A 22,409-nucleotide genomic window follows, 5' to 3' on the forward strand; every position below is an offset into this window, starting at 1 on the left:
TCCTACTTCAGACCCGCATCGGCATCAGGACGTAAAGTGTGCGGTCGTCGCTGGTGTCGTGGACGATGGTGGGCGACACAGCATCGGCCATCTGGAAGCGGATCTGCTCGCCCTGGAAGTTTTGGGCCATCTCCAGCACGTAACGGGAGTTGAAGCCGATCTCGATCGACGGGCCGGAATAGTTGACCGGCAGCTCCTCCTCGCCCGACGTGCTGTCGGGGCTGTTGGCCGACAGCACGAGCCGCTCGGAATCGAGCGCCAGCTTGATTGAGCGCGACTTGTCGGTCGAGATCGCGGCCATGCGGTCGACCGCCTGCACGAATCTCGTGGCCGACATCTCCAGCATCTTGTCGTTGCTCTGCGGTATAACCCGCTCGTAGTCGGGGAAGGTGCCGTCGATCAGCTTCGACGTCAGAACGACGGTATCGAAGGCGAAGCGGATCTTGGTGTCGGAGAGCTCGATCTCCACGGCGCTGTCGATCTCGTCGACCAGCTTCCGCAACTCGCCCACGGCCTTGCGCGGCACGATGATGCTTGGCATGCCGCGCGCACCGTCGGGCTGCTCCGAATCGATACGCGCCAGCCGGTGGCCGTCGGTCGCGACCGCCCGCAGCATCGGGCCCGAGTCGGCGTCGGTGCCGTGCAGATAGATGCCGTTGAGGTAGTAGCGCGTCTCCTCGGTCGAGATTGCGAACTTGGTTTTGTCGATCAGGCGGCGCAACTCGGAGGCGGGCAGCGCAAAGCTGTGGCTGAAGTCGCCGCCTGACATCATGGGGAAGTCCTGAGGCGGCAGGCAGGGCAGGCAGAAGTGGATCCGTTCGCAGGCGATCGACAGTCGGCTCGAATCGCCGGTTGCGTCGAGCGCTACCTCGGATCCCTCGGGAAGCTTGCGGCAGATGTCGTAGAGAACATGGGCCGCCGCCGTGGTCGCGCCGGTGACCTGGAGAGTGGCAGGCACGGCCTCGACCACCTCAAGATCCATGTCGGTCGCGGTCAGGCGCAGCGTGCCGTCGGCCGCTTCGAGCCGGACGTTGGAGAGAATCGGGATGGTGTTGCGCCGCTCGACGACGCTCTGCACGTGCGCCAGCGCCCTCAGGAGAACGGCACGTTCAATAGCCAGCTTCATTTAACAAGGTCCGTCGCAGGTGAGTGTTCGACCGGTTTCGGCATGTCCGATTCGGTTGTGGGACATTACTGTGTACAAAACCAGTCATCACAGGGTTGATCAACTATAGCACAAAGTCCCCGGGAACGCCAGTTCCCGGGGACTTTGAAGGTGTCCGTAAGTGCCTGAAAGCACTTAGTTTTCCAGCATGCGTTCGAGAAGTTCCACATCCTCCGCGAAGGCGGGGTCACCGGCCATCAGTTCCTCCACCTTGCGCACCCCGTGCATGACCGTGGTGTGGTCCCGTCCGCCGAACTTCCGTCCAATCTCGGGCAGGCTGCGGCTGGTCAGGCGTTTGGCGAGATACATGGCGATCTGGCGCGGCCGGGCGATTGCCCGTTGCTTGCGGCTGGAGACCATATCGGCCATGCGAATGTTGAAGTGTTCGGCGACCTTCTTCTGGATTTCCTCGATCGTCACGCGCCGGTCCTGGGCGCGCAGGAGGTCGCGCAGCAAATCCTGGGTGGAATCGAGCGTCACCGGCTGGCCGACCAGCTGCGCGTGCGCCAGAACACGGTTCAGGGCGCCTTCGAGCTCGCGGACATTCGAGGCGATTTTGTGCGCGAGGAACTCCATGACTCGCTGCGGCACGACCACGTCGGGGAACTGGGCGGCCTTGGTCTCCAAGATTCCCAGGCGTAGTTCGTAGTCGGCGGGATGGATGTCGGCCACGAGGCCCCAGCCCAGCCGACTCCGCAGGCGTTCCTCAATGCCGTCGATGTCCGATGGCGAGCGGTCTCCGGAGATCACGACCTGGCGATTCTGATCGACCAGCGCGTTGAACGTGTGGAAGAACTCCTCCTGGGTTGAATCCTTGCCCGCGATGAACTGGATGTCGTCGATCATCAGCACGTCGACGGCGCGGAACTGATCCTTGAAAGCCATTGTGTCCTTGTAGCGAAGGGCACGGATGAACTTGTACATGAATTTCTCGGCCGACATGTAGAGAACCCGCCGGCCCGGCTTCTTGGCCCGAATATGCCACGCGATCGCGTGCATTAGGTGGGTCTTGCCCAGGCCGACGCCGCCATAGAGGAAGAGTGGGTTGAAGGTGACCGAATCGGCTGCAGCGACACGCTGGGCCGCGGCATGGGCGAACTCGTTGGTCTTGCCGACGACGAAGTTTTCGAAGGTGAAGCGCGGATCGAGCAAAGCGGCAATCTTCTCGGCCTCGGCCACCGCATCAAGCATGTTGCCGTCATGGCGGATCATGTCGAGATCGCGACGCACCGGCGTCACCTCCCGCCGCGGCGCACGGCGCTCAGGCCTGCCCACCTTGATGGTGATCCCACTGATGGCGTCGTTTTCACCGCACCACAGATCGTGCAGGCGTTCGCCGCAGCGCGACATAACCCAGTCCTTCATGTTGCCGCTGGGCACACGCATGACGACCTCGTTGCCCGAGACTCCGTCAAGCGAAAGCGGGCGCAACCATGTCTTGAATGCTGCTTCGCCCAGTTCAGCGCGAAGGCGACCCCTGACCCGCTTCCACTGGTCTTCCACGTCCTGGTTGATCTTCAACTGTTCAGACGCCATCAACGATCTCCTCGAAACGCCGCGCATGGGGGCTGCAGGCAGGGCAGCCGCTTGGCAGGCGGGCCTCATGCTGCACATGCGACCGGCGGTGTAAGCGTGCATTAACGACGGGCAGAGGCTTCTCGATTGAGGGGTGCGAAGACACCACGCCGCCAGTCAGTCGATATAAATTGCTGTTCATTTTCAACCCTTTAACCGCAAACTTCTACTCCACCACAGTCCCGTTTTTTGCGTGCGACAGGTTGCGAATGACCACCACTGTGTCCGAAGCTGAGCGCAACCTACAATATTGCCGCGACTGCACGAGTCGTGGCCAGAGAAGGATTGGCGTCACTGCTTGTCGCCCCACCGGAACTATTATTCTTGAGGTCATCCCCGCGACCTTAATGAACCATAGAGCAAGGCCCTCGACGGAAACAACTGGATTAAAACAAGAACATCGATCGACGCAGCCACAATACATCTATAGATTGTATAAGTGAATCATATGACAAAACAAGAAACGCGCCGGACCATTCGGTCCGACGCGTTGTCATCACAGGATCATGTGCAGCCCGCAGGACGTCCGACTACATCTTGGCGATACGTTGCACCAGACGGGACACCTTTCGCGACGCGGCGTTCTTGTGCATCACGCCGGTCTTGGCGCCGCGCATGATCTCGGGTTGCGCCGAACGCAGCGCCTGGGTCGCGGCTTCCTTGTCGCCCTTGGCGATCGCTTCTTCGACCGAGCGCATGTAGCTGCGCACACGGCTCATACGGCTGCGATTAATGGCGGTTCGCCGGGCGGTTTGGCGCACGCGCTTCTTGGCTTGCATCGAGTTGGCCATGGAATCTCCTGGCGCTTGGGTTCATTTTGGAGCGCGGCTTATAGCGATGCGGATTGAGGGCGTCAACGGCAAGGAAACTGGCGATTCGCCGGTCACCATTGATGTCATCCAAATGAATTGGAAAAGCATCGTATTTCCGAATCGTGCGAATCGTTCGCGGCGGAACCTGTCGGTTTTCGTCGCAAGATCGTCACATTAACGCTGGCACCGACCGCAGAAGAAAGTGGAACGGTTGGACTGCACGATTCGGCGCACGGTTCCCGGACAACCCGGCGTTGGGCAGGGCACTCCTTCGCGGTCGTAGACCCGGAAGTTGTGCTGGAAGTAGCCGAGTTCTCCGGAGGCCTGGCGATGATCGCGCAACGAGGAACCGCCCGCCGCGATCGCCTCGTTCAAGACGTCGACGATCGCCGGCGCCAACCGCTCGCATCGCTTGCCCGCGACCGACTTTGCGAGCCGTCGCGGCGAGATCCCGGCGCGGCTCAGGGCTTCGCAGGCATAGATGTTACCGACCCCGCCGACGACCTTCTGGTCGAGCAGCGCCGCCTTGATCGGCGTGGCTTTGCAGGCGAGCTGTGCGGAGAGATGCTCGGGGCCGAACAGGGGATCCAGCGGATCGGCCGCGATCGCGGCGAGCAGAGGATGCTCTGCCTCCTCCTCGCGCCGGGTCAGCGTCATGAGCCCGAAGCGGCGATGGTCGTTGTAGATGATGCGCGCCCCGTCGTCGGTGGTGAAGACGACATGGTCGTGGGCTTCAGGCGGTTGGTTGCTGCCCCAGTTCTGGACGACCATGCGGCCCGACATGCCGAGATGGCAGATCAGCACAAGCCCGTCGTCGAGATCGAACAGCAGATACTTGGCCTTACGCCGCAACTGCTCGACCCTGCAGCCCTCCACCAGGCCCGCAAAGCCGACGGGGAAGGGAATCCGCAGGTCGGGACGACGCTGGTCCACAGCGACAATGCGATGGCCGAGCAGGACGGGCTCTAGGCCCCGCCTAACGGTTTCCACCTCGGGCAGTTCGGGCATCGCTCCGGCGCACCTCCACAAGTCCAGACGATCCGCCACGATGTAGAGAGAAAGTCGCCGGCTGCAAAGCCGCAGGCCGCACCCGTTGGTGTGAATCCATGCGCGATAGTATGCTCCGCTTCCATGTCCGACCTCGACCAGATCGATCACGCCACCCGATTCGGCGAACAACGCATTGCCGAAGACGACAAGGCGCGCCTTGTGCGCGACATCTTTGACAGCGTGGCGAGCCGCTACGACTTGATGAACGATCTCATGTCGGCGGGCGTACATCGGCTTTGGAAGCGCGAGATGGTTGGTCTTGTAGCGCGTGACATCGGACACGGCCGGGTCGTGGATGTCGCGGGTGGCACGGGCGACATCGCTTTCCGCCTGCTGGAAAGCGGCTTTGCCGTCGATGTCGTCGACATCAACGCCGCCATGCTGTCGGTCGGCCGCGACCGCGCCATCGATCGCACGCTGATAGAAGGTCTGACCTGGACCTGTGGTGACGCCGAGGCGCTACCACTGCCAGATCTGAGCGCCGACGCCTATACGATCGCCTTCGGCATTCGCAACGTGACCCATCTCGATCGTGTCCTTGCCGAAGTGCGACGTGTGCTGCGACCCGGCGGGCGGTTCGTCTGCCTGGAGTTCGGTCATGTTGTGCTGCCGTTGCTCGACCGTGTCTACAAGCGCTACTCCGACAAGGTCCTTCCGCGACTCGGCGCCATGGTCGCGGGCGACCGCGAGTCGTACCGGTACCTCGTCGACAGCATTCGGCGCTTTCCGGTCCAGGACCGCTTTGCCGCCATGGTCTCCGATGCCGGTCTGTCCCGGGTCGGCACGATCAATCTCTCGGGTGGCATAGCCGCCCTGACGACCGCCTGGCGTCTGTGATCTCTCCGTGCGTCCGGCCACGCTGAATCTGTTGCAGACCGCGCGCAATCTGGCGTGGCTTCTTGCGATCGCGCGAACGCTGGTGCGCTATAACGTCTCCTCCCGCTCCAACTCGCAGGCGTCGCACCCCCGGTGATGTGGGCCGCCAAGATGGTGTCGTCGCACAGTGCCGAAGGGCGTCCGGGACAACGTCTGGCTCGTGCTCTTCAGGAGCTCGGCCACAGTTTCGTGAAGTTCGTGAAGGTAGACCAGTTGCTTTCGGTGCGGCCCGATCTTGTCGGCCAGGAGATCGTTGCCGATCTCCAGACCCTGCAGGATGGCCTGACACCGTTCCCGGCCGAGGAGGCTCGGGCGACCATTGAACGCGAGCTGGAACGGCCGCTCGACGAGCTGTTCGAGAGCTTCGACAGCACGCCGGTTGCTACCGCCTCGACCGCACAGGTCCACCGCGCGGTGACCTCGGACGGCCGCACGGTGGCGGTCAAGGTGCTACAGCCGCGCATCGCCGAGATCCTCGTTTGCTTACCAGCGCCCGGAGTTGCGAGAAAGGTGTCTGAGATGCTCCGGCAAGTCCTGTAGTGTCTCGATAGAGGGCCACATGAGAAGTATAACATCACGGCCGTTGCAAGCGCGACGACGACACCAACCGCACGACAAAGCACCTCGCTGTCGTCGGTTCGCGGTGCCCAAACCAAGATGCATAACGCTACGCCGAGTGCCCGCCATAAACGGCGAGTATGCCAAACAGTGCACCTAGAACATTGATTGCTGAGACCAACATTTTAGTTACTCCCTAGTTGTTCGGATAAGAGGGCTGCCACCAATGGTGCAATCCCAAACCCCGATAGTTTCCGATGGAACATCAACTGGAGACATCACGGCGGCGAACAAGGTGGTCGCGAGCGAAGCGACATGGGCCTCGCACACTGGCTCGCTGACGTTATGGAGCACGCCCGGCCCGGCCTCAAGAGGCTCAAGCCGGTTCAGGTGGTCGAGACGCTGCGGAAGTGAGGCGACGTCGAACTCGACTTCAGGCCCGGTGTCGCTCACAGAGAACATGGCCGACGCTCCCGGCTTCCGCGTGCCCGAGATCGACTGGCAGCTCACCGGCGAACATGTGCTGAACCTGGAGTGGGTCAAAGGCATCCCCGTCGATGAGCGCGAGTCGCTGCAGGCTAGCTGCAGGCTATGTGCCCCCCGGGACCGCAGCCGCGAGCTCTTCACCCAAGCATGCCGCTCGATCGGTGAGCCGATCCTAGGCCGGCCGCTCAACAAGATCTCGATCGCCCGACTTCTGGCCCAGCTTCTGCTCTTGCAGAAGACCATGCGGATCAATGAGGGCATCGGCCGTGCGCTGGCGTTCGCTCTCAAAATGTGGCGCTATCCCAGCCGCTGATCGAGAACTGTGCCGTGCGCGATCTCTCGCCGCCGGCATGGGCCTACGATGCGGCACAGTCGGCGCGGCGACGCTGCGCCGCCTGCCGGAGCTGGCCCAGAAGGTCGAGGACATCACTGACGAGACCTCGGCCTCGGGGTTTCGTCTGCACACCGACACGGTCGACGACCTGGCGCGCCGCCTTGCGGAAATCGGCAGCCGGGCGACCACCGCGCTCTGGGCTGCGGCATGGCTTGCCCTTCTGGTCGCAGCCATCGCACTCATCGTCTGACGGACGCGGTCGAATCCAAAACCTCGAGGCATTCTCGCGCTCGACCCGAGAGCCCGTGCTCCGAGCACGCCTTGGCAAGATCCCTGTGGCCCCACCATGACCCCAAAGCAATGAGCCGGCCCTCTGTGAGGCCCACCCCTTTGCCGCTCATGCGTATCGCGACATCCCGTCAGGCGAGATCGAAGCGGTCGGCATTCATCACCTTCGTCCAGGCGGTGACGAAGTCGTGGACGAACTTCTCAGCGTTGTCGTCTTGGGCGTAGAGCTCGGCATAGGCGCGCAGGATCGAGTTCGAGCCGAACACTAGATCGACGCGCGAGGCCGTCCACTTGACCGCACCGATCGCGCAGCTCGTAGCCGCCCTTGCCCGCCGGACGCCACGTGTTGGCCATGTCCGTCAGGTTGACGAAGAAGTCGGTCGACAGGGTGCCGCCGCCGTGGTTTGTGCCGAGCACCCGCATGCCACCGACCAGCACCGTCACCTCGACGGCCGTGAGGCCCATGAGCTGCGTGTGGTCGAGCAGGAGTTCCTCGGCGCTGACCACGTAGTCCTGCTTCACCCAGTTGCGCAAGCCGTCGTTGATCAGCTCCAGCGGAGCGAAGGACTCGACGTCCGTCTGCGCATCGGTTGCATCGCCGCGGCCGAGCGAGAAGGGCACGGTCACCACGACACCAGTGACACTGGCCGCCTGTTCGACGCCGACATTGCCGGCAAGCACAATGACGTCGGCGACACTTGCACCGGTCTCGGCCGCGATCGGCTCGAGCACACCCAGCACACGGGCCAGGCGGTCGGGCTCGTTGCCTTCCCAGTCCTTCTGCGGTGCTAGGCAGATGCGCGCGCCGTTGGCGCCGCCCCGATTGTCCAAACCGCGGAAGGTGCGGGCGCTGTCCCAGGCCGTGGCGACCATGTCGCTGACCGAAAGGCCGCTCGCAGCAATTTTCGCCTTCACCGCCTCGACGTCGTAGCCGGTCGCACCGGCGGGTACCACGTCCTGCCAGATCAGGTCCTCGGCGGGCACGTCGGGGCCGACGTAACGCGACTTCGGACCCATGTCGCGATGGGTCAGCTTGAACCAGGCACGCGCGAAGACATCCGAGAAGTGCTCGGGATCAGCGCGGAACTGCTCGGAGATCGCACGGTAGGTCGGATCTTCACGGAGCGCCATGTCGGCATCGGTCATCATAGGGTTGCAGCGGATCAAGGGATCCTCGACGTCGACCGGGCGGTCTTCCTCGGCGATCTCCTAGGGCTCCCACTAGTTTGCGCCTGCCGGGCTCTTGGTGAGCACCCACTCGTGGCCGAACAGCATCTCGAAGTAGTCGTTGTCCCACTGCGTCGGATGCGTGGTCCACGCGCCCTCGACGCCGCTCGTCACGGTGTCGCGGCCGATGCCGCGGCTCGCCTTGTTGAGCCAGCTGAGGCCTTCGTCCTCGCCCTCGCCGGACTCGGGATCGGGGCCGACGTTGCCGGCATCACCGTTGCCGTGAGCCTTGCCAACTGTGTGTCCTCCGGCGGTCAGCGCGACGGTCTCCTCATCATTCATGGCCATGCGGGCAAAGGTCTCGCGCATGTCCTGGGCGGTGCGCAGGGGATCGGACTTGCCGTCGACGCCCTCGGGGTTGACGTAGATCAGGCCCATTTGCACGGCGGCGAGCGGGTTCTCGAGCGTTTCGCTGCCGTCACCGTCGTAGCGGTCTTTGGCAAGCCAGTCTTTCTCGTTGCCCCAGTAGATGTCTTGCTGGGGTGCCAGATGTCCTCGCGGCCGAAGCCGAAGCCAAACATCTTCAGGCCCATCGATTCGTAAGCCATGTTGCCGGCTAGGATCATCAGGTCAGCCCAGTTGATATTGTTGCCATACTTCTTCTTGATCGGCCACAGCAGGCGGCGCGCCTTGTCGAGGTTGCCGTTGTCGGGCCAGGAGTTGAGTGGGGGCAAAGCGCTGGTTGCCGGTGCCGCCACCACCGCGACCGTCAGCGGTGCGGTAGGTGCCGGCGGCATGCCCAGCCATGCGGATCATCAGGCCGCCATAGTGACCCCAGTCGGCCGGCCACCAGTCCTGGCTGTTGGTCATCAGCACGCGCAGGCCGGCCTTGAGTGCCTCGACGTCGAGCGACTTCAGTTCCTCGCGGTAGTCGAAGTCCAGACCCATCGGGTCGGTCTTGGTGTCGTGCTGGTGAGGAATCTCGAGGTTGAGGGACTTCGGCCACCAGTCGCTATTCGACTGGGCCGATGCCGTCATGGCTCCGCGCATGACCGGACACTTGTGGTGCTGCCTGGTGACATTTCGTTCATGATGGTCTCCCTTTGTGTTGGTCGGCTCGGGTGCCGTCACGTCCGACGCCCGTGTGGGCCCGGCTTGATAAAAACATAAATTAGAATAATTCTAAATCAAGAGTGGACTTTGTACGATTCCGTGAAAGATTAACGGCGCTGTCCTATATTGTGCAGTGCACAACAGGGTGAAACCGATGCTCGACGGCAAGCACGTCCTTCTCGTCATCTCCGGCGGCATCGCCGCATACAAGACGCCAGACCTTGTCCGGCAACTGACCAACCGGGGCGCTGGCGTTCGCTGCGTGATGACCGAAGGCGCCCAAGAGTTCGTGACACCGCTGACGTTGTCGGCTCTGACCGGCGACAAGGTCTTCACCGAGCTCTTCTCGCTCACCGACGAGGCGAAGATGAGCCATATACCGTTGAGCCGGGAGGCTGACATCGTCGTCGTGGCGCCGGCCACGGCCAATCTGATAGCGCGCATGGCGGCGGGTCTCGCCGACGATCTGGTGACCACCGTTCTGCTGGCGACCGACAAGCCTGTCCTGATGGCGCCTGCCATGAACACGATGATGTGGAACCACGCTGCGACCCGGCGCAATGCCGCACGGCTGGTCAGCGACGGGATTGCCATGGTCGGCCCGGAGGCGGGCGATCTCGCCTGCGGCGAGGTCGGCTCGGGCCGCATGAGCCAGCCCGTTGACATCGTCACGGCGATCGAGGCCACCTTGGCCGATGACGGCGCCCGGCCGCTTGCGGGTCACCATGCTCTGATCACCAGCGGACCGACCCACGAGCCGATCGATCCCGTGCGCTACATCGCCAACCGCAGTTCGGGCAAGCAGGGCCACGCCATTGCTGCCGCCTGCGCCCGCCTCGGTGCACGTGTGACGCTGGTGTCGGGACCGGCCGCCCTCGACGATCCGGCCGGTGTCGATGTTGTCCGCGTCGAGACTGCGCGCGACATGCTCGGAGCCTGTGAGGCTGCGCTGCCCGCCGACGTCGCCGTCTGCGCTGCCGCCGTGGCCGACTGGCGTGTCGCCCAGCCCGCCGACAGCAAGATGAAGAAGAACGGCGGCGCGCTGCCCACGCTCGCCTTAGCCGAGAACCCCGACATCCTTGCCGTGCTCGCCGGCCGCAACGACGGCCGCCCGCGGCTCGTCGTCGGGTTCGCTGCCGAGACCGGCGATGTCGTGACCTACGCCCAGGGCAAGCTTGCGTCGAAGGGCTGCGACTGGATCGTCGCCAACGATGTCAGCGAAGGCACGGGCACCTTCGGCGGTGATGACAACACGGTCCATCTCGTGACCTCGGCGGGCGTCGAGGACTGGCCGTGCATGTCGAAGCCCGCGGTCGCCGAACGGCTCGCCCGCTCGATCGCTGCCCACCTCGCCGCATGAGTTTGAGGGTCCGGCTGATTCGGCTTGATCACGGGGCGGAGCTTGATCTGCCCGCCTATGCCACACCAGGCTCGGCCGGGGTCGACCTGCGCGCGGCGACCGATGACACCACGACGATCGAACCGGGTGACCACGCCATAGTCCCGACCGGCCTCGCGCTTGCGCTGCCCCAGGGTTACGAGGCCCAGATCCGGCCACGCTCGGGTCTGGCCGCCAGACATGCCGTGACCGTGCTCAACAGCCCCGGTACGGTCGACAGCGACTACCGTGGCGAGGTCAAGGTGCTGCTGATCAACCACGGCTACGAACCCTTCACCTTCGAGCGTGGTGAACGCATTGCCCAGATGGTCATCGCGCCGGTCGTCCAGGTGACGTTCGACAAGGTCGACACGCTCGATGAAACCGCACGCGGTGCGGGCGGCCACGGCTCGACCGGCAGAGACTAGGAGACACCCATGCTCGCGCTGCGGCCCAACTGCCAATACTGCGACAAGGACATGCCGCCCGACGTTCCTGATGCCATGATCTGCACCTAACCAGTCACCTTCTGCGCGGACTGCATCGAGGCGCATCTTCACAACGTCTGCCCGAACTGCGGCGGCCGTTTCGCGCTTTGCCCGACGATGGCGCCGCGCGAGGGCGTGTCGCTCCGGCATCAGCCGGCTTCGACCGAGCGTGTGCACCTCGGATATCCGAAGGATGACATCGCCGCCTTCACTGCGCCCACCGGCACGTCCCGCCAGCCGAGCGTTGAGCGCGGCTTGCAAGGGTGATCCCGCCTGCCCACCTTTGGCAGCATGGACATCACCGACTTTACCGAAGAGCAGCTTCACCGCTACGCACGCCATATCGTCATGCCCGAGGTTGGCGGCGAGGGGCAGGTCAAGCTGCTCAATGCGAAGGTGCTGGTCGTGGGCGCCGGAGGCTTAGGCGCGCCACTCGTCATGTATCTCGCGGCAGCTGGTGTCGGCACGATAGGGATCGTCGACAATGACGTCGTCGAACCCTCGAACCTGCAGCGCCAGATCGCCCACACCAACGACCGAATCGGCATGCCCAAGACCGAAAGCGCCGAGACGACGATCAAGGCTCTGAACCCCGACATCACCGTGATACGGCATCAGGAGCGTATCGAGCACCACAACGCACTCGAGATCATCGCGGGATACGATCTGGTCTGCGATGGCACCGACAACTTCCCCACGCGCTACCTGATCAACGATGCCTGCTATCTCGCGAGGAAGCTGCTGGTCAGTGCGGCGATGATGCGCTTCGACGGCCAGCTCACCACGTTCCGCGCTCACGAGGGCGACGAGAACCCCTGCTACCGCTGCCTCTTTCCGGAGGTACCGCCAGAGGGCCTGGTGCCGTCGTGCTCGGAAGCCGGCATCTTCGGCGCCATCGCCGGGGTCATGGGCACGCTGCAGACGGCCGAGGTGCTCAAGGAGTTGATAGGCCTCGGCGAGAGCCTGGTCGGCACGCTGCTCATTTATGACGCGCTGGGCGCGGAGTTCCGCCGCGTAAAGTACGGCAAGGACCCCGACTGTGCGCTCTGCGGCAGCCGGGCCACCATCACCAACCTCTCTGGCCACGCCCAACACGCCCGGAGGATGCAATCGTGAGACTCCACAAATCTCGATTTCCGTCATGCCCCGGCTTGACCGGAGCATCCATCATCCGATTTGGCGGATCGCGATGGCGGACGATGGATCGCGCCATCAGGTGGGGGCGATGACGGTGGGAGAGTGGTCCATGTCTGATCCCGCGCCCCTCGGTGTCGTCGTGCTTTCGGGTGCCTATGAACGGGTGCACTACGCGCTGATGATGGCCTCGGCCGCGGCGGCCATCGACCGGCCGGTGACGGTGTTTGTCACGATGGATGCGGTGCCGCTTCTGGTGAAGGACGAGGGCTGGCGGACCCTGATGGGATCGGAACGCGACGACGCGCTGAAGGCGGGCAACGTGGCCGATATCGAAACCCTGCTCGAGGCCTGTGCGGCGATGGATGTCAGCTTCATGGTCTGTGAGGCCGGTTTGAAGGTCGAGGACACGCCGGCCGAGGCCATGCGCGACGATCTCGGCGTCGAGGTGACGGGGCTCGTCACGTTCTATGGCGCTGTCGGATCGGGCCGGATCGTCACGCTCTGAGCTTGATCTTCGGGTCGGATTTCATCACCGTATCACCGCCGTCCGGAACCACGGCGCTTCGCTCAAAGGGCCGCTTTCTCTCACCTTTGGAGAACGGACTATGACGCAGAACTTCCCTACGCTTGAACCGGTCGAGCTCGCAGCCCTGTTCCATGGTGATGCTGAGTCGCAGCGTGCCTGCGGCGAGGCCCTGCTGGCGGCCTTCCAATCGGCTAACGGGTTCGTCGTGACGGGCTTCCCGACCTCGGCATTGGTGGACGGGCAGGTCAACGACACTCTCGCCTTCTTCGATCTCGACGATCCCGAGCGACTGGCCCTTGCGACCCGGTGGCACCGCGATGATGCAACGCATTGCTACCGCGGCTACTTCCCGCTGCCGAAGGAGCGCGGCTGGGCGCACAACGAAATCTTCGACTTCGGCCCCGCCGTGATCTCCCGCGCGCCCGACGGCCATCCGGTGAAGCGGTTTCTGGAAGAAGGCAACCAGTGGCCTGCGCGCGAACCGCATGACGGCTGGCGCGAGGGATCCGAGGCGCTCTTCGCTGACCTCCACAAGCTGGCCCATGTGGTCATGGCTGCGCTGACCGATGCGCTCGACGATGACGCCGCGACCACGATGGACAAGTTCGGCGACGGCAACGGCACGCTCCGAGCCCTGCACTACCCGCCGCCGCCCGAGGGCTTCATCGCCTGCCACAAGGAAACACTGCCCGAGCGGGTCGATGCGGCCGGCCGGCGAATCATCACCCATCGTCACATTGATGCATGCGTGCTGTCGGTCCTCTGGCAGGACGCGGTCGGTGGGCTGCAGTACGAGAGCCGCGACGGCACCTGGTACGAGGTGCCCGCGGGCTGCGGGCGTCTCTCCATCCACGCCGGACGCGCGATGGAGCTGATGACCGGCGGGCGCATCAAGGGCACACCGCACCGGGTGGTCGGTGTCGGACAGGATCGTTGCTCGATGGGCTTTTTCCTGGAGCCCGACTTCGGCGCCGTGATCGGACGCGACGATGATGGAAACCCGATCACCTATGCCGACCACATGAAGGACGATTTCGCCGATCTCGAGGTCTATGCCGATGTCATGGGCGACGCGGTCGCGGCCTGACCGGACATCGTCCAGAAGGCTCTTGACCCGGGTGCACTTCGTTCGCACATTTTGCCTGCCGGCTAATAACACGGCGTTTCGCAAACAAGGGCTATCTTTCGCCACCCAAGGGGATCGGCGGATTGTGGCGCTTGCGCCGGGTCCGCCCTCCCCGACGACGGAGGAACGGACATGCAAGCGCACTTTGAGAACGTCACCACCATTGATATCGCCGCGTTGTTCGACGACACCTCGGCCGTTCGACCCGCGATTGCAGTCGAGGTCGCGCGGGCCCTTGCCGAGCATGGCGCGTTTCTCGCTACGGGCTTTCCCGGCGGCGACGACATCGACAGGCGTATGGAGAAACTGCTCGCCTTCTTCACCCTGAATCGCGCCGGCAAGATGAGCTGTGCCACGCGGCGCGACGATCCCGCCAGTCCCAATGTCAACCGCGGCTACATCGCGCCGCCCGAGGACAAAGGCTGGGCCTACAACGAGTTCTTCGACATCGGCCCCGACCCTGTGCCGTCGGTGCCGTCCGGCCTGCCTGCACGCGAGCTGCTCGAAGAGCCGACCCGCTGGCCGACGACAGAGCCCTATTCCGGTTGGGTCACCGAGTCGCGCGCGCTGTTCAACGATATGGTCGGCCTGTGCCGTGGTGTGCTGGGTGGCATGATGGAAGGTCTCGGTCTCGATCCTTCGCCGGCGTTGGCGCTGTGCGAAGGCAACAACGCCACCCTGCGGCTGCTGAACTATCCGGAAGTACCCGACCATTTCGTGGCCGGCGAGGGCGAGGTCGTGCCTGAGCAGTTCGACGAACTGGGTCGTCGTATCCTGACCCAGCGCCATCTCGACATGAACCTTGCCTCGCTGCTGTGGCAGGACCCCGTGGGCGGGCTGCAGATGCAGGCGCCCGACGGCATCTGGCGCGAGGTACCTGTCGATCAGGGCGGTATCTCGGTGCACAACGGCGTCATGATCGACCGCCTGACCGGTGGTCGGGTGCCGGGCACACCACACCGCGTGGCCGGACCCACGGGCAACCGCCGCTCGGTCGGCATGTTCCACGAGCCCGATTTCTCGGCCCTGATGGACTCCGAAGAAAGCCGCCCGCCCGAGGTCTATGCCCGTCAGCTGCTGCGCCGCTACAAGGCCTACCCCGACATGGCCCCCTTCATCCCCGACGAGATGGCTGCATGACGATGACGTACCATGACACCACAATCCTCGACATCGCCCCGCTCTTCTCGAGCGGCGGCACCGCCTCGCTCGACCGGCAGATCGCCGAGGTGCTCGAAACCGAAGCGAGCTTCGTCGCCACGGGGTTCCCCGGCTGCGAGGGGCACGACAAGCGCGTCTCCGATGTTCTGCGCTTCTTCGACATGCCGCTCAAGGCGAAGATGACCTGCACTGTCCAGCAGCACCACGCGGCCCACAGCAACATCTATCGCGGCTGTCTGCTATCGTTGTTCCGCGACAGCAGGGCCATCGGCGTCGTTGCGATGGCGGCCGAAGCCGCCTGAGGCCGTGGCCGCGATGAGTCTGGACGATGTCCTCCGCGACCTGAACGCGCTGCCCCGGAAGGCCGACGGCACCGTCTACGTGTCCGCGTTCAAGCCGCTTGCGCGGCGCCATCGCAACGACCATGCGCTCGCCTTGGCCCTGTGGGACACCGGCACGGATGTTGCGCGCCAGCTCGCCGTCCGCATCGCCGATCCCAGCCTGGCCGATGACCGCCTGCTTGAGACCTGGGTTAACGACCTGGACGAATGGAGTCTGACGGATGCCTTCACGGCCCATGTCGTCAGGCCGTCGGCACTGGCGATCGAGAAATCCCATGCCTGGGCGCAGGCCGAACCGACCTTCGTGCGCCGGGCCGGGTTCGCGACCGTGGCGCAGTTGGCTTGGCTGCGGACAAGCGCGACCGAGGACATGGTTTTCCTCGCCTTTCTTCCCCGGATCGAAGCCGCCGCCACCGATGAGCGCTTCTATGTGAAGAAGGCCGTCAACTGGGCGTTGCGCGACATCGCCAAACGCAACGATGCGCTGTGTGAGCACGCCACGGCGCTTGCCATGTGCCTTATGGCCTCCGACGACACGACCGCCCGCTGGGTCGGGCGGCACCGCTGCAAGGAGTTCCTCGTCGATCCCGCTTAGAAGAAGACGAACGAGACCGAGATTGTCGATAGCCTGCCGCAGATCGGGACGCCGAAGGTCGACCGCATCTGTCTGGCCGAACGCGACAACCAGGCTCTCGACCGCCGAAAGGCCGAAGACGCTGATGATTCCGATGCGCCTGACGGCTTACCCAACGATCTCAGCCGTCACATTGCCGCTGCGCCGTGCAAGGTGTTGGAGCGCGACGCGGCCTCGCCGCAAGCCCCTACATCGACGTAGGTGGCGATTTGCTGTCCGCACCGGTCTCTGCAATCCACATCGAGAAGGTGTTCGGTATGGTGCTCGATCCCGCCGATCTGCTCGACGACATTCCATTGGCCGAGATCGTTGAGGCGATCGCCGAGTCGGCACGATCCGGCCCATGACGATCAAGCTTGGTCTTTTCCCGCAGCTTTTCGTTGATTGTACACTCATTCAACAACCTGTCCCGCAGGAGGTGCGGCGATGAACGAGATCCGCACGATTGACACGGAAAAACCCCTTTGCCGCCGTCGATGATTTGGTACGCCAAGGCATGGAGGCGCCGGTTGCCGATGCCAGGGGCCTGCCCAATGAAGCCTTCACCGATCCCGTGTTCCTGGAGCTCGAACGCAAGCACCTGTTTGCACGAAGCTGGGTCTTCGCCTGCCCGCAGAGCGACGTTCCGAATCCGGGCGACGTGAAATGTCTCGAGGTTGCGGGGCGTCATCTCTTCATGACCCGCGACCGCAAGGGTGCCGTCAGGATTTTCTTCAACGTCTGCTCCCATCGCGGCGCCAGGCTTGTGATCGAGGACCAGACGAAAGCCACCGTCCTGACCTGCCCTACCACGATTGGTCCTTCGGGCTGGACGGCACGCTGCGCGGACGGCCGCACTATCACGCCCCGCTGGAGCATGACACCGTCGGCAGCAAAGCTGATCGCGACTGCCTCTTCGAGGTGCGCCCGGCAATCTGGCACGGCTGGGTCTTCGTCAACATCGACGGTCAGGCGCAACCGTTCGAGGACTACATGGCGCCCGCCATGAAGGCCTATGTGGACTGGGACCTTGGCGCGCTCAAGCTGGTGCACTACCAGCCCTTCGACTTCCACGCGGCTTGGAAGCTCGTGATCGAGACCTTCTGCGACACCTACCACGTCTTTATGGTGGCATCCCGATCTTCATGCCGCGCAGACGCCGGCCGACTGTTTCACGATGCGGCCCGATAGTGCGCACATGTTCAACCACATCGTCATCGGCGCCGAAGGCGGTGGTCTGACGCCGGTTGAGGAACAACTTCTACCGGATATCCCGGGCGTCTCCGCCGATCAGGAGTCGCTCTCACCCTTCTGCAACATCTTCCCCAACGTCACGATGGCGCTGTTCCGTTCGGCCGTGACCTTACTTCCAATACGAGCCGGTCGCCGTCGACAAGACCATCATGCGTGTCTGGTTCTACGTTGCGCCCGAAACCGCCGAGGACGAGGCCTACGCGCTGGGCCGCGAGGAGCTCTATGCCAATTGGGTACAGCTCAACGCCGACGGTGCCGGGATCTGCCACCGTCTGCAGGAAGGCCCCAGCTGTGACGCCTACGACGGCGGCAGCTTCGTTCCCTACTGGGACGAGGGCAGGCTGCACTTTCACCGCCAGATCGCGGATGCGCTGCGCGGGGAAGGGTTGTTTGTGCGGTGAGACTGTTGCCGGGCTCGTGAGCCTTCAAAACGCGGTGACGGTACGCGCCTGGGAAAACAAACAAAAAAGGCCGCCCCGGACATCCGGGGACGGCTTTGGATTTCAGATCTTCGCGACATCAGAGAAGCGTATCGATCACCCGATCCGGCGGTTTGTGCCCGTCGGCGTAGGTCTTGATGTTGATGATGACCTTTTCGCCCATGTCGAGGCGGCCCTCGATCGTGGCCGAGCCCATGTGGGGCAGGAGCACGACGTTCTGAAGCGCCAGCAGCTTGGGGTTCACGGCGGGCTCATGTTCGAAGACGTCGAGGCCGGCGCCGGCGATCTCGTTGTCCCGGAGCATCCGTGTCAGCGCCGCCTCGTCGATGACCTCGCCGCGTGAGGTGTTCACGACCATCGCGTTTTTCTTCAGAAGCTTCAGGCGGCGGGCCGAGAGCAGGTGGAAGGTGGCGGGCGTGTGCGGGCAGTTGACCGAGATGATGTCCATGCGGGCGAGCATCTGGTCGAGGCTCTCCCAGTAGGTCGCCTCAAGCTCCTGCTCGGTGTCGTCGGGCAGCTGCCGGCGGTTGTGGTAGTGGATCGAGAGGCCGAAGCCACGCGCCCGGCGCGCCACGGCTGAGCCGATTCGGCCCATACCGATTATGCCGAGCCGTTTGCCCCAGAGACGATGGCCCAGCATGTGGGTCGGGCTCCAGCCCGACCAGTCGCCTGAACGGATCAGGCGCTCGCCTTGGCTGACCCGGCGGATCACGTCGAGGATCAGCGCCATGGTCATGTCGGCGGTGTCCTCGGTCAGGACGCCCGGCGTGTTGGTCACGGTGATGCCGCGCTCGCGGGCCGCGGCGAGATCGATATGGTCGACGCCGGTACCGAAGTTCGCGACCAGTCGGAGATTCTCGCCAGCCTGGGCCAGAATACCCTTATCGATGCGGTCGGTCAGGGTGGGGACCAGGACGTCAGCTGTCTTGACTGCTTCGACCAGTTCGTCCCGACCCATCGGGTGATCATCGTCGTTGAGCCGGGTATCGAATAGCTCCATCATTCGTGTTTCAATGACGTCGGGCAGCTTTCTGGTTACAATGACAGTGGATTTTTTGGCTTGGGCCATGCGTTTGCTGATTGCCTTGCTGCGAGGGAGGCCCGGGAGCTTCGGGCGCAGGGTCTTTAGCAAACACGATCACACGAAACAACGCAACGCGGCCTCCTTCCGGATGCATGGCACGATTGCGCTTTTTCTCGTCGTGCTGATCGGGTGCGAAGCGGCCCAGGACCCGCTGCCTCTGCCCCGATTCGTGTCGCTCAAGGAAGACAAGGTCTTCATGCGCGCGGGCCCCGGCACGACCTACCCGATCAACTGGGTCTTCGTGCGCGAAGGCATGCCGATCGAGATCCTCCGTGAATATGAGGAATGGCGTTACGTGCGCGACCACGATGGCGTCGAAGGCTGGATGCACCGGATTATGCTGTCAGGCTCGCGCTCGGTGATCGTTGCGAGCCAGGTGGTGGCGACTGCCTACGACACGCCGAGGCGCGACGGCGCGCCGGTGTTCCGCGCGGACCCCGGGGTCCAGGGGGGGCTGATCTCGTGTGACGGCTCATGGTGCCGGATCGAGATCGGCGACGTGAAGGGCTGGATGCTGATGGACGATCTCTGGGGTGTCTACCCGGAGGACGGGCAGGGCTGATGGGGTTCACTCCCGGGGAGCGTCGGCTTGTCCCCGATCATGTCGGACGCCTTCTCGGCCATCATGATGACGGGAGTGTTCAGATTGGCCGAGACGATCGAGGGGATGATCGACGCGTCAACCACGCGCAGGCCTGTGACGCCATGAACACGGTAGGCCGGATCAATCACCGCATCGGGACTCTGACACATGCGGCAGGCACCCGCGGGGTGATAGCCGCTCTCGGCATATCGCTGGACCCAAGCGTCGACCTCGGCGTCCGTCCTGACATCGGGGCCCGGGGTCAGCTCGCGCCCGCGAACTGGTGTATGTGGGGGGCGGGAAGTCTTTGGGAATCGTGACTATGCGTGATGAGGCGTGACTATGCGTGATGGATCAAGGGGTTAGGGGTGGATTCGGGGTTGCTGAAAAGTCTTTCAGAATCGTCCGTTGAAACGGCCTTGCAGGGTCGTTTTCCGGGCGTTTTCTAGGGTCTGGAACGCCGGGATTTTCCGGGCGTTTTGGGGGGTCGCGAGATGGCGTCGAAACAGAGGCCGTCGGGGTGCGCCGGGCGGCGGTCGCTCGGAGCGGGTTCAGGCGAGGCAGAACCTGACGATCGGGCCTTCGACGGTGCGTCGTCCGGTTCCGTCTGGTCCGCTTTCGTCTGTCAGGGTGTATTCGGCGTTGGGGGGCGGGTGGCCGATCTTGTCGCCGTTCTTGTCGATCAGATGCGCGGGCATCCGCGCCTTGTGTCCGTCGGGGAAGGTGAACAGGGGCGAGAGGTGTTCGAGTTCGGTCTCGCCTCCGTCGAAGACCGGGGGCAGCTCGATGGCGATGCCCTGGTAGATCTCGCTCGGTGTATGGACGCCAGCCCATATGAAACCCAGCAGCCAGATGAGGTCGCCTGGGCTGTGGGCCGGGTCCTGGAGCCAGACCTGGATCTCGTCCTTGGCGAGCCATCCCGGCTCGCGTCCGTCGACCTGCTCGTTGAGCCATGGCACATCGCCGTGATCGCCGTCGAAGGTTCCGGCGACATCGTCCCACAGGATGGTCCGCATGGCGCGCCCGAACCGCCGGTCGGGCAGCATGATGGTGTGGATAGCCATGTCAGGGATTGTAGTGGAACAGGACGCCGAAGACCAGATCCATTAGTTCGGGATCGTCGCGGGCGAGCGAGGCGATGTCGAGAATTTCTGTGGTGCCATCGGGCCGCGTCCTGGTTATCTGGTGGAATGTGATCTGGAACGCGCGCGTGACGACCTCAAGGGCGGGGCGGTCGCCATATTGCGGTGCACCGCCTGTATCAGCGGCAGGCGTTCGGGCACGTTCTCGAAACCGAGCTGGGCATCGCAGAGCGCGGCTGCAAGCGACGGCGCGACCATCAGGTTGGCCTCGACCGCCGCACGCTCCTCACCCTCGCTCCAGGAGACCGCATGCGCCTGCGAGTCCTGGGTCTTGCTGTCCTCGACATCGAACAGCCGGGTCGCGAGGCCTGCCCACGCACAGGCCCAGGCGACCCTGGTGCCTATGACGCCGTCGCCGACGATCCCGATCGGTCGGGCATGGTCGAACGCCGGCAGGTCTGTCGATACAGGCTCAGTCCTCGAACTGGCTTTCGCGCCAGCGGATGGCAGCACTGAGGCCCTTCTCCGAACGGACCTTCTCGAACTGCTTGTACTGTTCGGGTTCGGCCGTATCAGGCCCTCGAGCGAGATCGTGGTGGCGCGGCGGGCATAACGCATGGTCTCTTCCTCGAGCTTGTCGTCGGGGAAGGCCTTGTTGACCGTGCCCATCGCCAGCGCCTCTTCGGCGGTGATGAGATCACCGGTGTAGAGCAGTTCACGGGTGCGCTTCAGGCCGATGATCCAGGGCATGATCATCCCCGGCGGTGCAGTCGAGAAGCGGCTCTCCGGCTCGCCGAACATCGCGCTCTCGCCGGCGTAGGTGATGCAGCACATCATCGCGAGTTCGCAGGAACCGGTTATACTCGTTGCCCCACTCGTACTTCAGGTCGTCGCCCGCGCCGAAGTGGTCGCCGTCGTGCGTCAGGATGATGACCGAGACGTCGTCATTCTCGTCGAGCTCGCACAGCACGCCGGAAAGTTCGGCCATAAATGGCGGGTTCATGGAATTCATCTTGGCGGCCCGGTTGATCGTGACCGTGGCGATAGCTGGTCGTCGGTCTGGATGAAGCCGCTGTCGATCAAACCCGATTGCGAGATCAGCGTGATGTCGCCGGGGTCGATGCTGTTGCGTGTGCCGACCAAGGCGATCTGGGTCTTTTTTCGTCGCGGTTGACGAAGCCCGAGCCGTTGCCTCCGCAGACCTGGAGTCCGGCCGCGCGCACCTTGGTCTGCAAGCGATCGAGCAGCAGTGGGTCGGTGTCGCCCTTGAGGTAGCAGGAGGCGAAGATCGTCACCGCCTTCATTCTGTTGGCGATCGCGTCGTCGAGCACGCCCTCAAGGCGCGCATTCGCGACGTTCAGCATGGCGTACTCGACCGGCGTGCCGATCGCTGCGATGTCCGGGGAACACAGCCGGTCGTCGATCGCGTCGTCACGCGGGTTCACGAGGTGAACATCACCGTCGTAGCCGATGTCGCCGACACCGCGACAGGACTTCCAACCGAAGCTGTACTCCCTCGGCGACGCGCCGACGACCGCCACCGAGGTCAGGTTCAAAAGAATCCTGAGACGATGCTGACCACGGGAAAAGCTGTCTGACAAATGACTGGCGGAACTGTAGAGCGGATTGTACCGTCGGCAATCCCCCATGAATCGAAATCGTTCCTCGACAGGCCCTCCCCCCTCCCGCCGCCAACGGATGTGGGAGGGTGAGGGCTCCGTCAGATTGCGACAGCATCGATCGCAAGAAGCGGAATGACAGGCGGAGCGGCA

Annotated in this window: 26 protein-coding genes and 2 pseudogenes; 18 read left to right on the top strand and 10 right to left on the bottom strand. The window is 63.8% G+C overall.

What is annotated here, in order from left to right; all coding sequences use genetic code 11:
- Positions 1 to 7: 7 nt before the first annotated feature.
- The 4 genes from GDA49_11645 to mutM all read right to left on the bottom strand — a co-directional run bounded on the left by GDA49_11645 (position 8) and on the right by mutM (position 4,560).
- A complete protein-coding gene (locus tag GDA49_11645; GenBank protein MBC6441036.1) occupies positions 8 to 1,126 on the bottom strand; it encodes a DNA polymerase III subunit beta in 1,119 nt (372 codons plus the stop codon).
- A 174-nt stretch (positions 1,127 to 1,300) separates the two neighbouring features.
- Positions 1,301 to 2,728, bottom strand: coding sequence for a chromosomal replication initiator protein DnaA (gene dnaA, locus GDA49_11650; protein ID MBC6441037.1), 1,428 nt, complete (start codon positions 2,726 to 2,728; stop codon positions 1,301 to 1,303).
- Between the two features lie 542 nt (positions 2,729 to 3,270).
- A complete protein-coding gene (rpsT, locus tag GDA49_11655; GenBank protein ID MBC6441038.1) occupies positions 3,271 to 3,531 on the bottom strand; it encodes a 30S ribosomal protein S20 in 261 nt (86 codons plus the stop codon).
- A gap of 195 nt (positions 3,532 to 3,726) precedes the next feature.
- The gene (mutM, locus tag GDA49_11660) at positions 3,727 to 4,560 is read right to left on the bottom strand and encodes a bifunctional DNA-formamidopyrimidine glycosylase/DNA-(apurinic or apyrimidinic site) lyase (protein MBC6441039.1); all 834 of its coding nucleotides are present in this window, start codon (positions 4,558 to 4,560) and stop codon (positions 3,727 to 3,729) included.
- 123 nt (positions 4,561 to 4,683) lie between these two features.
- Between mutM and GDA49_11665 the strand changes: the two genes are divergently transcribed.
- The 4 genes from GDA49_11665 (at position 4,684) to GDA49_11680 (ending at position 7,106) form a co-directional block, all read left to right on the top strand.
- Entirely contained in the window at positions 4,684 to 5,439 is a 756-nt protein-coding gene (locus GDA49_11665; GenBank protein ID MBC6441040.1) for a class I SAM-dependent methyltransferase, read from the top strand.
- Positions 5,440 to 5,574: 135 nt separating this feature from the next.
- Positions 5,575 to 6,018 (top strand): hypothetical protein, encoded by a 444-nt coding sequence (locus tag GDA49_11670; GenBank protein MBC6441041.1) that lies wholly within the window; start codon positions 5,575 to 5,577, stop codon positions 6,016 to 6,018.
- Positions 6,019 to 6,496: 478 nt separating this feature from the next.
- The gene (locus GDA49_11675; GenBank protein ID MBC6441042.1) at positions 6,497 to 6,835 is read left to right on the top strand and encodes a hypothetical protein; all 339 of its coding nucleotides are present in this window, start codon (positions 6,497 to 6,499) and stop codon (positions 6,833 to 6,835) included.
- 37 nt (positions 6,836 to 6,872) lie between these two features.
- Entirely contained in the window at positions 6,873 to 7,106 is a 234-nt protein-coding gene (locus GDA49_11680) for a hypothetical protein (protein ID MBC6441043.1), read from the top strand.
- Between the two features lie 169 nt (positions 7,107 to 7,275).
- Here GDA49_11680 and katG read toward each other — a convergent pair.
- A pseudogene (katG, locus tag GDA49_11685) lies at positions 7,276 to 9,361 on the bottom strand (catalase/peroxidase HPI).
- Between the two features lie 217 nt (positions 9,362 to 9,578).
- Between katG and coaBC the strand changes: the two are divergent.
- The 13 genes and pseudogenes from coaBC (at position 9,579) to GDA49_11750 (ending at position 17,849) form a co-directional block, all read left to right on the top strand.
- Positions 9,579 to 10,784 carry a bifunctional phosphopantothenoylcysteine decarboxylase/phosphopantothenate--cysteine ligase CoaBC gene (coaBC, locus tag GDA49_11690; protein ID MBC6441044.1) on the top strand — a complete coding sequence of 402 codons (1,206 nt, stop codon included), beginning with the start codon at positions 9,579 to 9,581 and terminating at the stop codon, positions 10,782 to 10,784.
- Positions 10,781 to 11,230 (top strand): dUTP diphosphatase, encoded by a 450-nt coding sequence (gene dut / locus GDA49_11695; protein ID MBC6441045.1) that lies wholly within the window; start codon positions 10,781 to 10,783, stop codon positions 11,228 to 11,230. Before coaBC ends, dut begins: the two co-directional genes overlap by 4 nt.
- A 9-nt stretch (positions 11,231 to 11,239) precedes the next feature.
- Positions 11,240 to 11,557 (top strand): annotated as a pseudogene (locus tag GDA49_11700) (DUF1272 domain-containing protein).
- 30 nt (positions 11,558 to 11,587) lie between these two features.
- Entirely contained in the window at positions 11,588 to 12,406 is an 819-nt protein-coding gene (gene moeB, locus GDA49_11705; GenBank protein ID MBC6441046.1) for a molybdopterin-synthase adenylyltransferase MoeB, read from the top strand.
- A 109-nt stretch (positions 12,407 to 12,515) separates the two neighbouring features.
- Positions 12,516 to 12,932, top strand: coding sequence for a DsrE family protein (locus tag GDA49_11710; GenBank protein ID MBC6441047.1), 417 nt, complete (start codon positions 12,516 to 12,518; stop codon positions 12,930 to 12,932).
- 100 nt (positions 12,933 to 13,032) lie between these two features.
- On the top strand, positions 13,033 to 14,040 hold the full coding sequence (locus GDA49_11715; protein ID MBC6441048.1) for an isopenicillin N synthase family oxygenase: 1,008 nt from the start codon (positions 13,033 to 13,035) through the stop codon (positions 14,038 to 14,040).
- Positions 14,041 to 14,211: 171 nt separating this feature from the next.
- Entirely contained in the window at positions 14,212 to 15,219 is a 1,008-nt protein-coding gene (locus GDA49_11720) for an isopenicillin N synthase family oxygenase (GenBank protein MBC6441049.1), read from the top strand.
- Positions 15,216 to 15,542 carry a hypothetical protein gene (locus GDA49_11725; GenBank protein ID MBC6441050.1) on the top strand — a complete coding sequence of 109 codons (327 nt, stop codon included), beginning with the start codon at positions 15,216 to 15,218 and terminating at the stop codon, positions 15,540 to 15,542. Before GDA49_11720 ends, GDA49_11725 begins: the two co-directional genes overlap by 4 nt.
- Before the next feature lie 13 nt (positions 15,543 to 15,555).
- On the top strand, positions 15,556 to 16,176 hold the full coding sequence (locus GDA49_11730; GenBank protein MBC6441051.1) for a DNA alkylation repair protein: 621 nt from the start codon (positions 15,556 to 15,558) through the stop codon (positions 16,174 to 16,176).
- A gap of 248 nt (positions 16,177 to 16,424) precedes the next feature.
- Positions 16,425 to 16,562, top strand: a complete 138-nt coding sequence (locus GDA49_11735) for a hypothetical protein (GenBank protein ID MBC6441052.1) — start codon at positions 16,425 to 16,427, stop codon at positions 16,560 to 16,562.
- A 149-nt stretch (positions 16,563 to 16,711) separates the two neighbouring features.
- A complete protein-coding gene (locus GDA49_11740; protein MBC6441053.1) occupies positions 16,712 to 17,203 on the top strand; it encodes a Rieske 2Fe-2S domain-containing protein in 492 nt (163 codons plus the stop codon).
- Positions 17,116 to 17,385, top strand: a complete 270-nt coding sequence (locus tag GDA49_11745; GenBank protein ID MBC6441054.1) for a hypothetical protein — start codon at positions 17,116 to 17,118, stop codon at positions 17,383 to 17,385. The genes GDA49_11740 and GDA49_11745 overlap by 88 nt, the downstream gene beginning before the upstream one ends.
- 212 nt (positions 17,386 to 17,597) lie before the next feature.
- Positions 17,598 to 17,849, top strand: a complete 252-nt coding sequence (locus tag GDA49_11750) for a hypothetical protein (GenBank protein ID MBC6441055.1) — start codon at positions 17,598 to 17,600, stop codon at positions 17,847 to 17,849.
- A gap of 118 nt (positions 17,850 to 17,967) precedes the next feature.
- Here the strand turns inward: GDA49_11750 and GDA49_11755 are convergent, their stop codons facing one another.
- Positions 17,968 to 18,957 carry a D-glycerate dehydrogenase gene (locus tag GDA49_11755; GenBank protein MBC6441056.1) on the bottom strand — a complete coding sequence of 330 codons (990 nt, stop codon included), beginning with the start codon at positions 18,955 to 18,957 and terminating at the stop codon, positions 17,968 to 17,970.
- Here GDA49_11755 and GDA49_11760 point away from each other — a divergent pair.
- Positions 18,956 to 19,534, top strand: a complete 579-nt coding sequence (locus tag GDA49_11760) for a hypothetical protein (protein MBC6441057.1) — start codon at positions 18,956 to 18,958, stop codon at positions 19,532 to 19,534. The two genes, GDA49_11755 and GDA49_11760, sit on opposite strands and share 2 nt — an antisense overlap.
- Here the strand turns inward: GDA49_11760 and GDA49_11765 are convergent.
- From GDA49_11765 to GDA49_11780, 4 genes are all read right to left on the bottom strand, one after another.
- Positions 19,510 to 19,821, bottom strand: a complete 312-nt coding sequence (locus tag GDA49_11765; GenBank protein ID MBC6441058.1) for a hypothetical protein — start codon at positions 19,819 to 19,821, stop codon at positions 19,510 to 19,512. The genes GDA49_11760 and GDA49_11765 overlap by 25 nt on opposite strands.
- Before the next feature lie 285 nt (positions 19,822 to 20,106).
- Positions 20,107 to 20,619 (bottom strand): hypothetical protein, encoded by a 513-nt coding sequence (locus tag GDA49_11770; GenBank protein ID MBC6441059.1) that lies wholly within the window; start codon positions 20,617 to 20,619, stop codon positions 20,107 to 20,109.
- A 114-nt stretch (positions 20,620 to 20,733) separates the two neighbouring features.
- A complete protein-coding gene (locus GDA49_11775; protein MBC6441060.1) occupies positions 20,734 to 21,474 on the bottom strand; it encodes a hypothetical protein in 741 nt (246 codons plus the stop codon).
- Between the two features lie 260 nt (positions 21,475 to 21,734).
- Positions 21,735 to 22,193: a CoA-binding protein gene (locus GDA49_11780; GenBank protein MBC6441061.1), complete on the bottom strand. Its 459-nt coding sequence runs from the start codon at positions 22,191 to 22,193 to the stop codon at positions 21,735 to 21,737.
- Between the last annotated feature and the right edge of the window lie 216 nt (positions 22,194 to 22,409).

It is taken from the genome of Rhodospirillales bacterium (assembly GCA_014323865.1).
In the GTDB taxonomy this organism is placed as follows: domain Bacteria; phylum Pseudomonadota; class Alphaproteobacteria; order SP197; family SP197; genus SP197.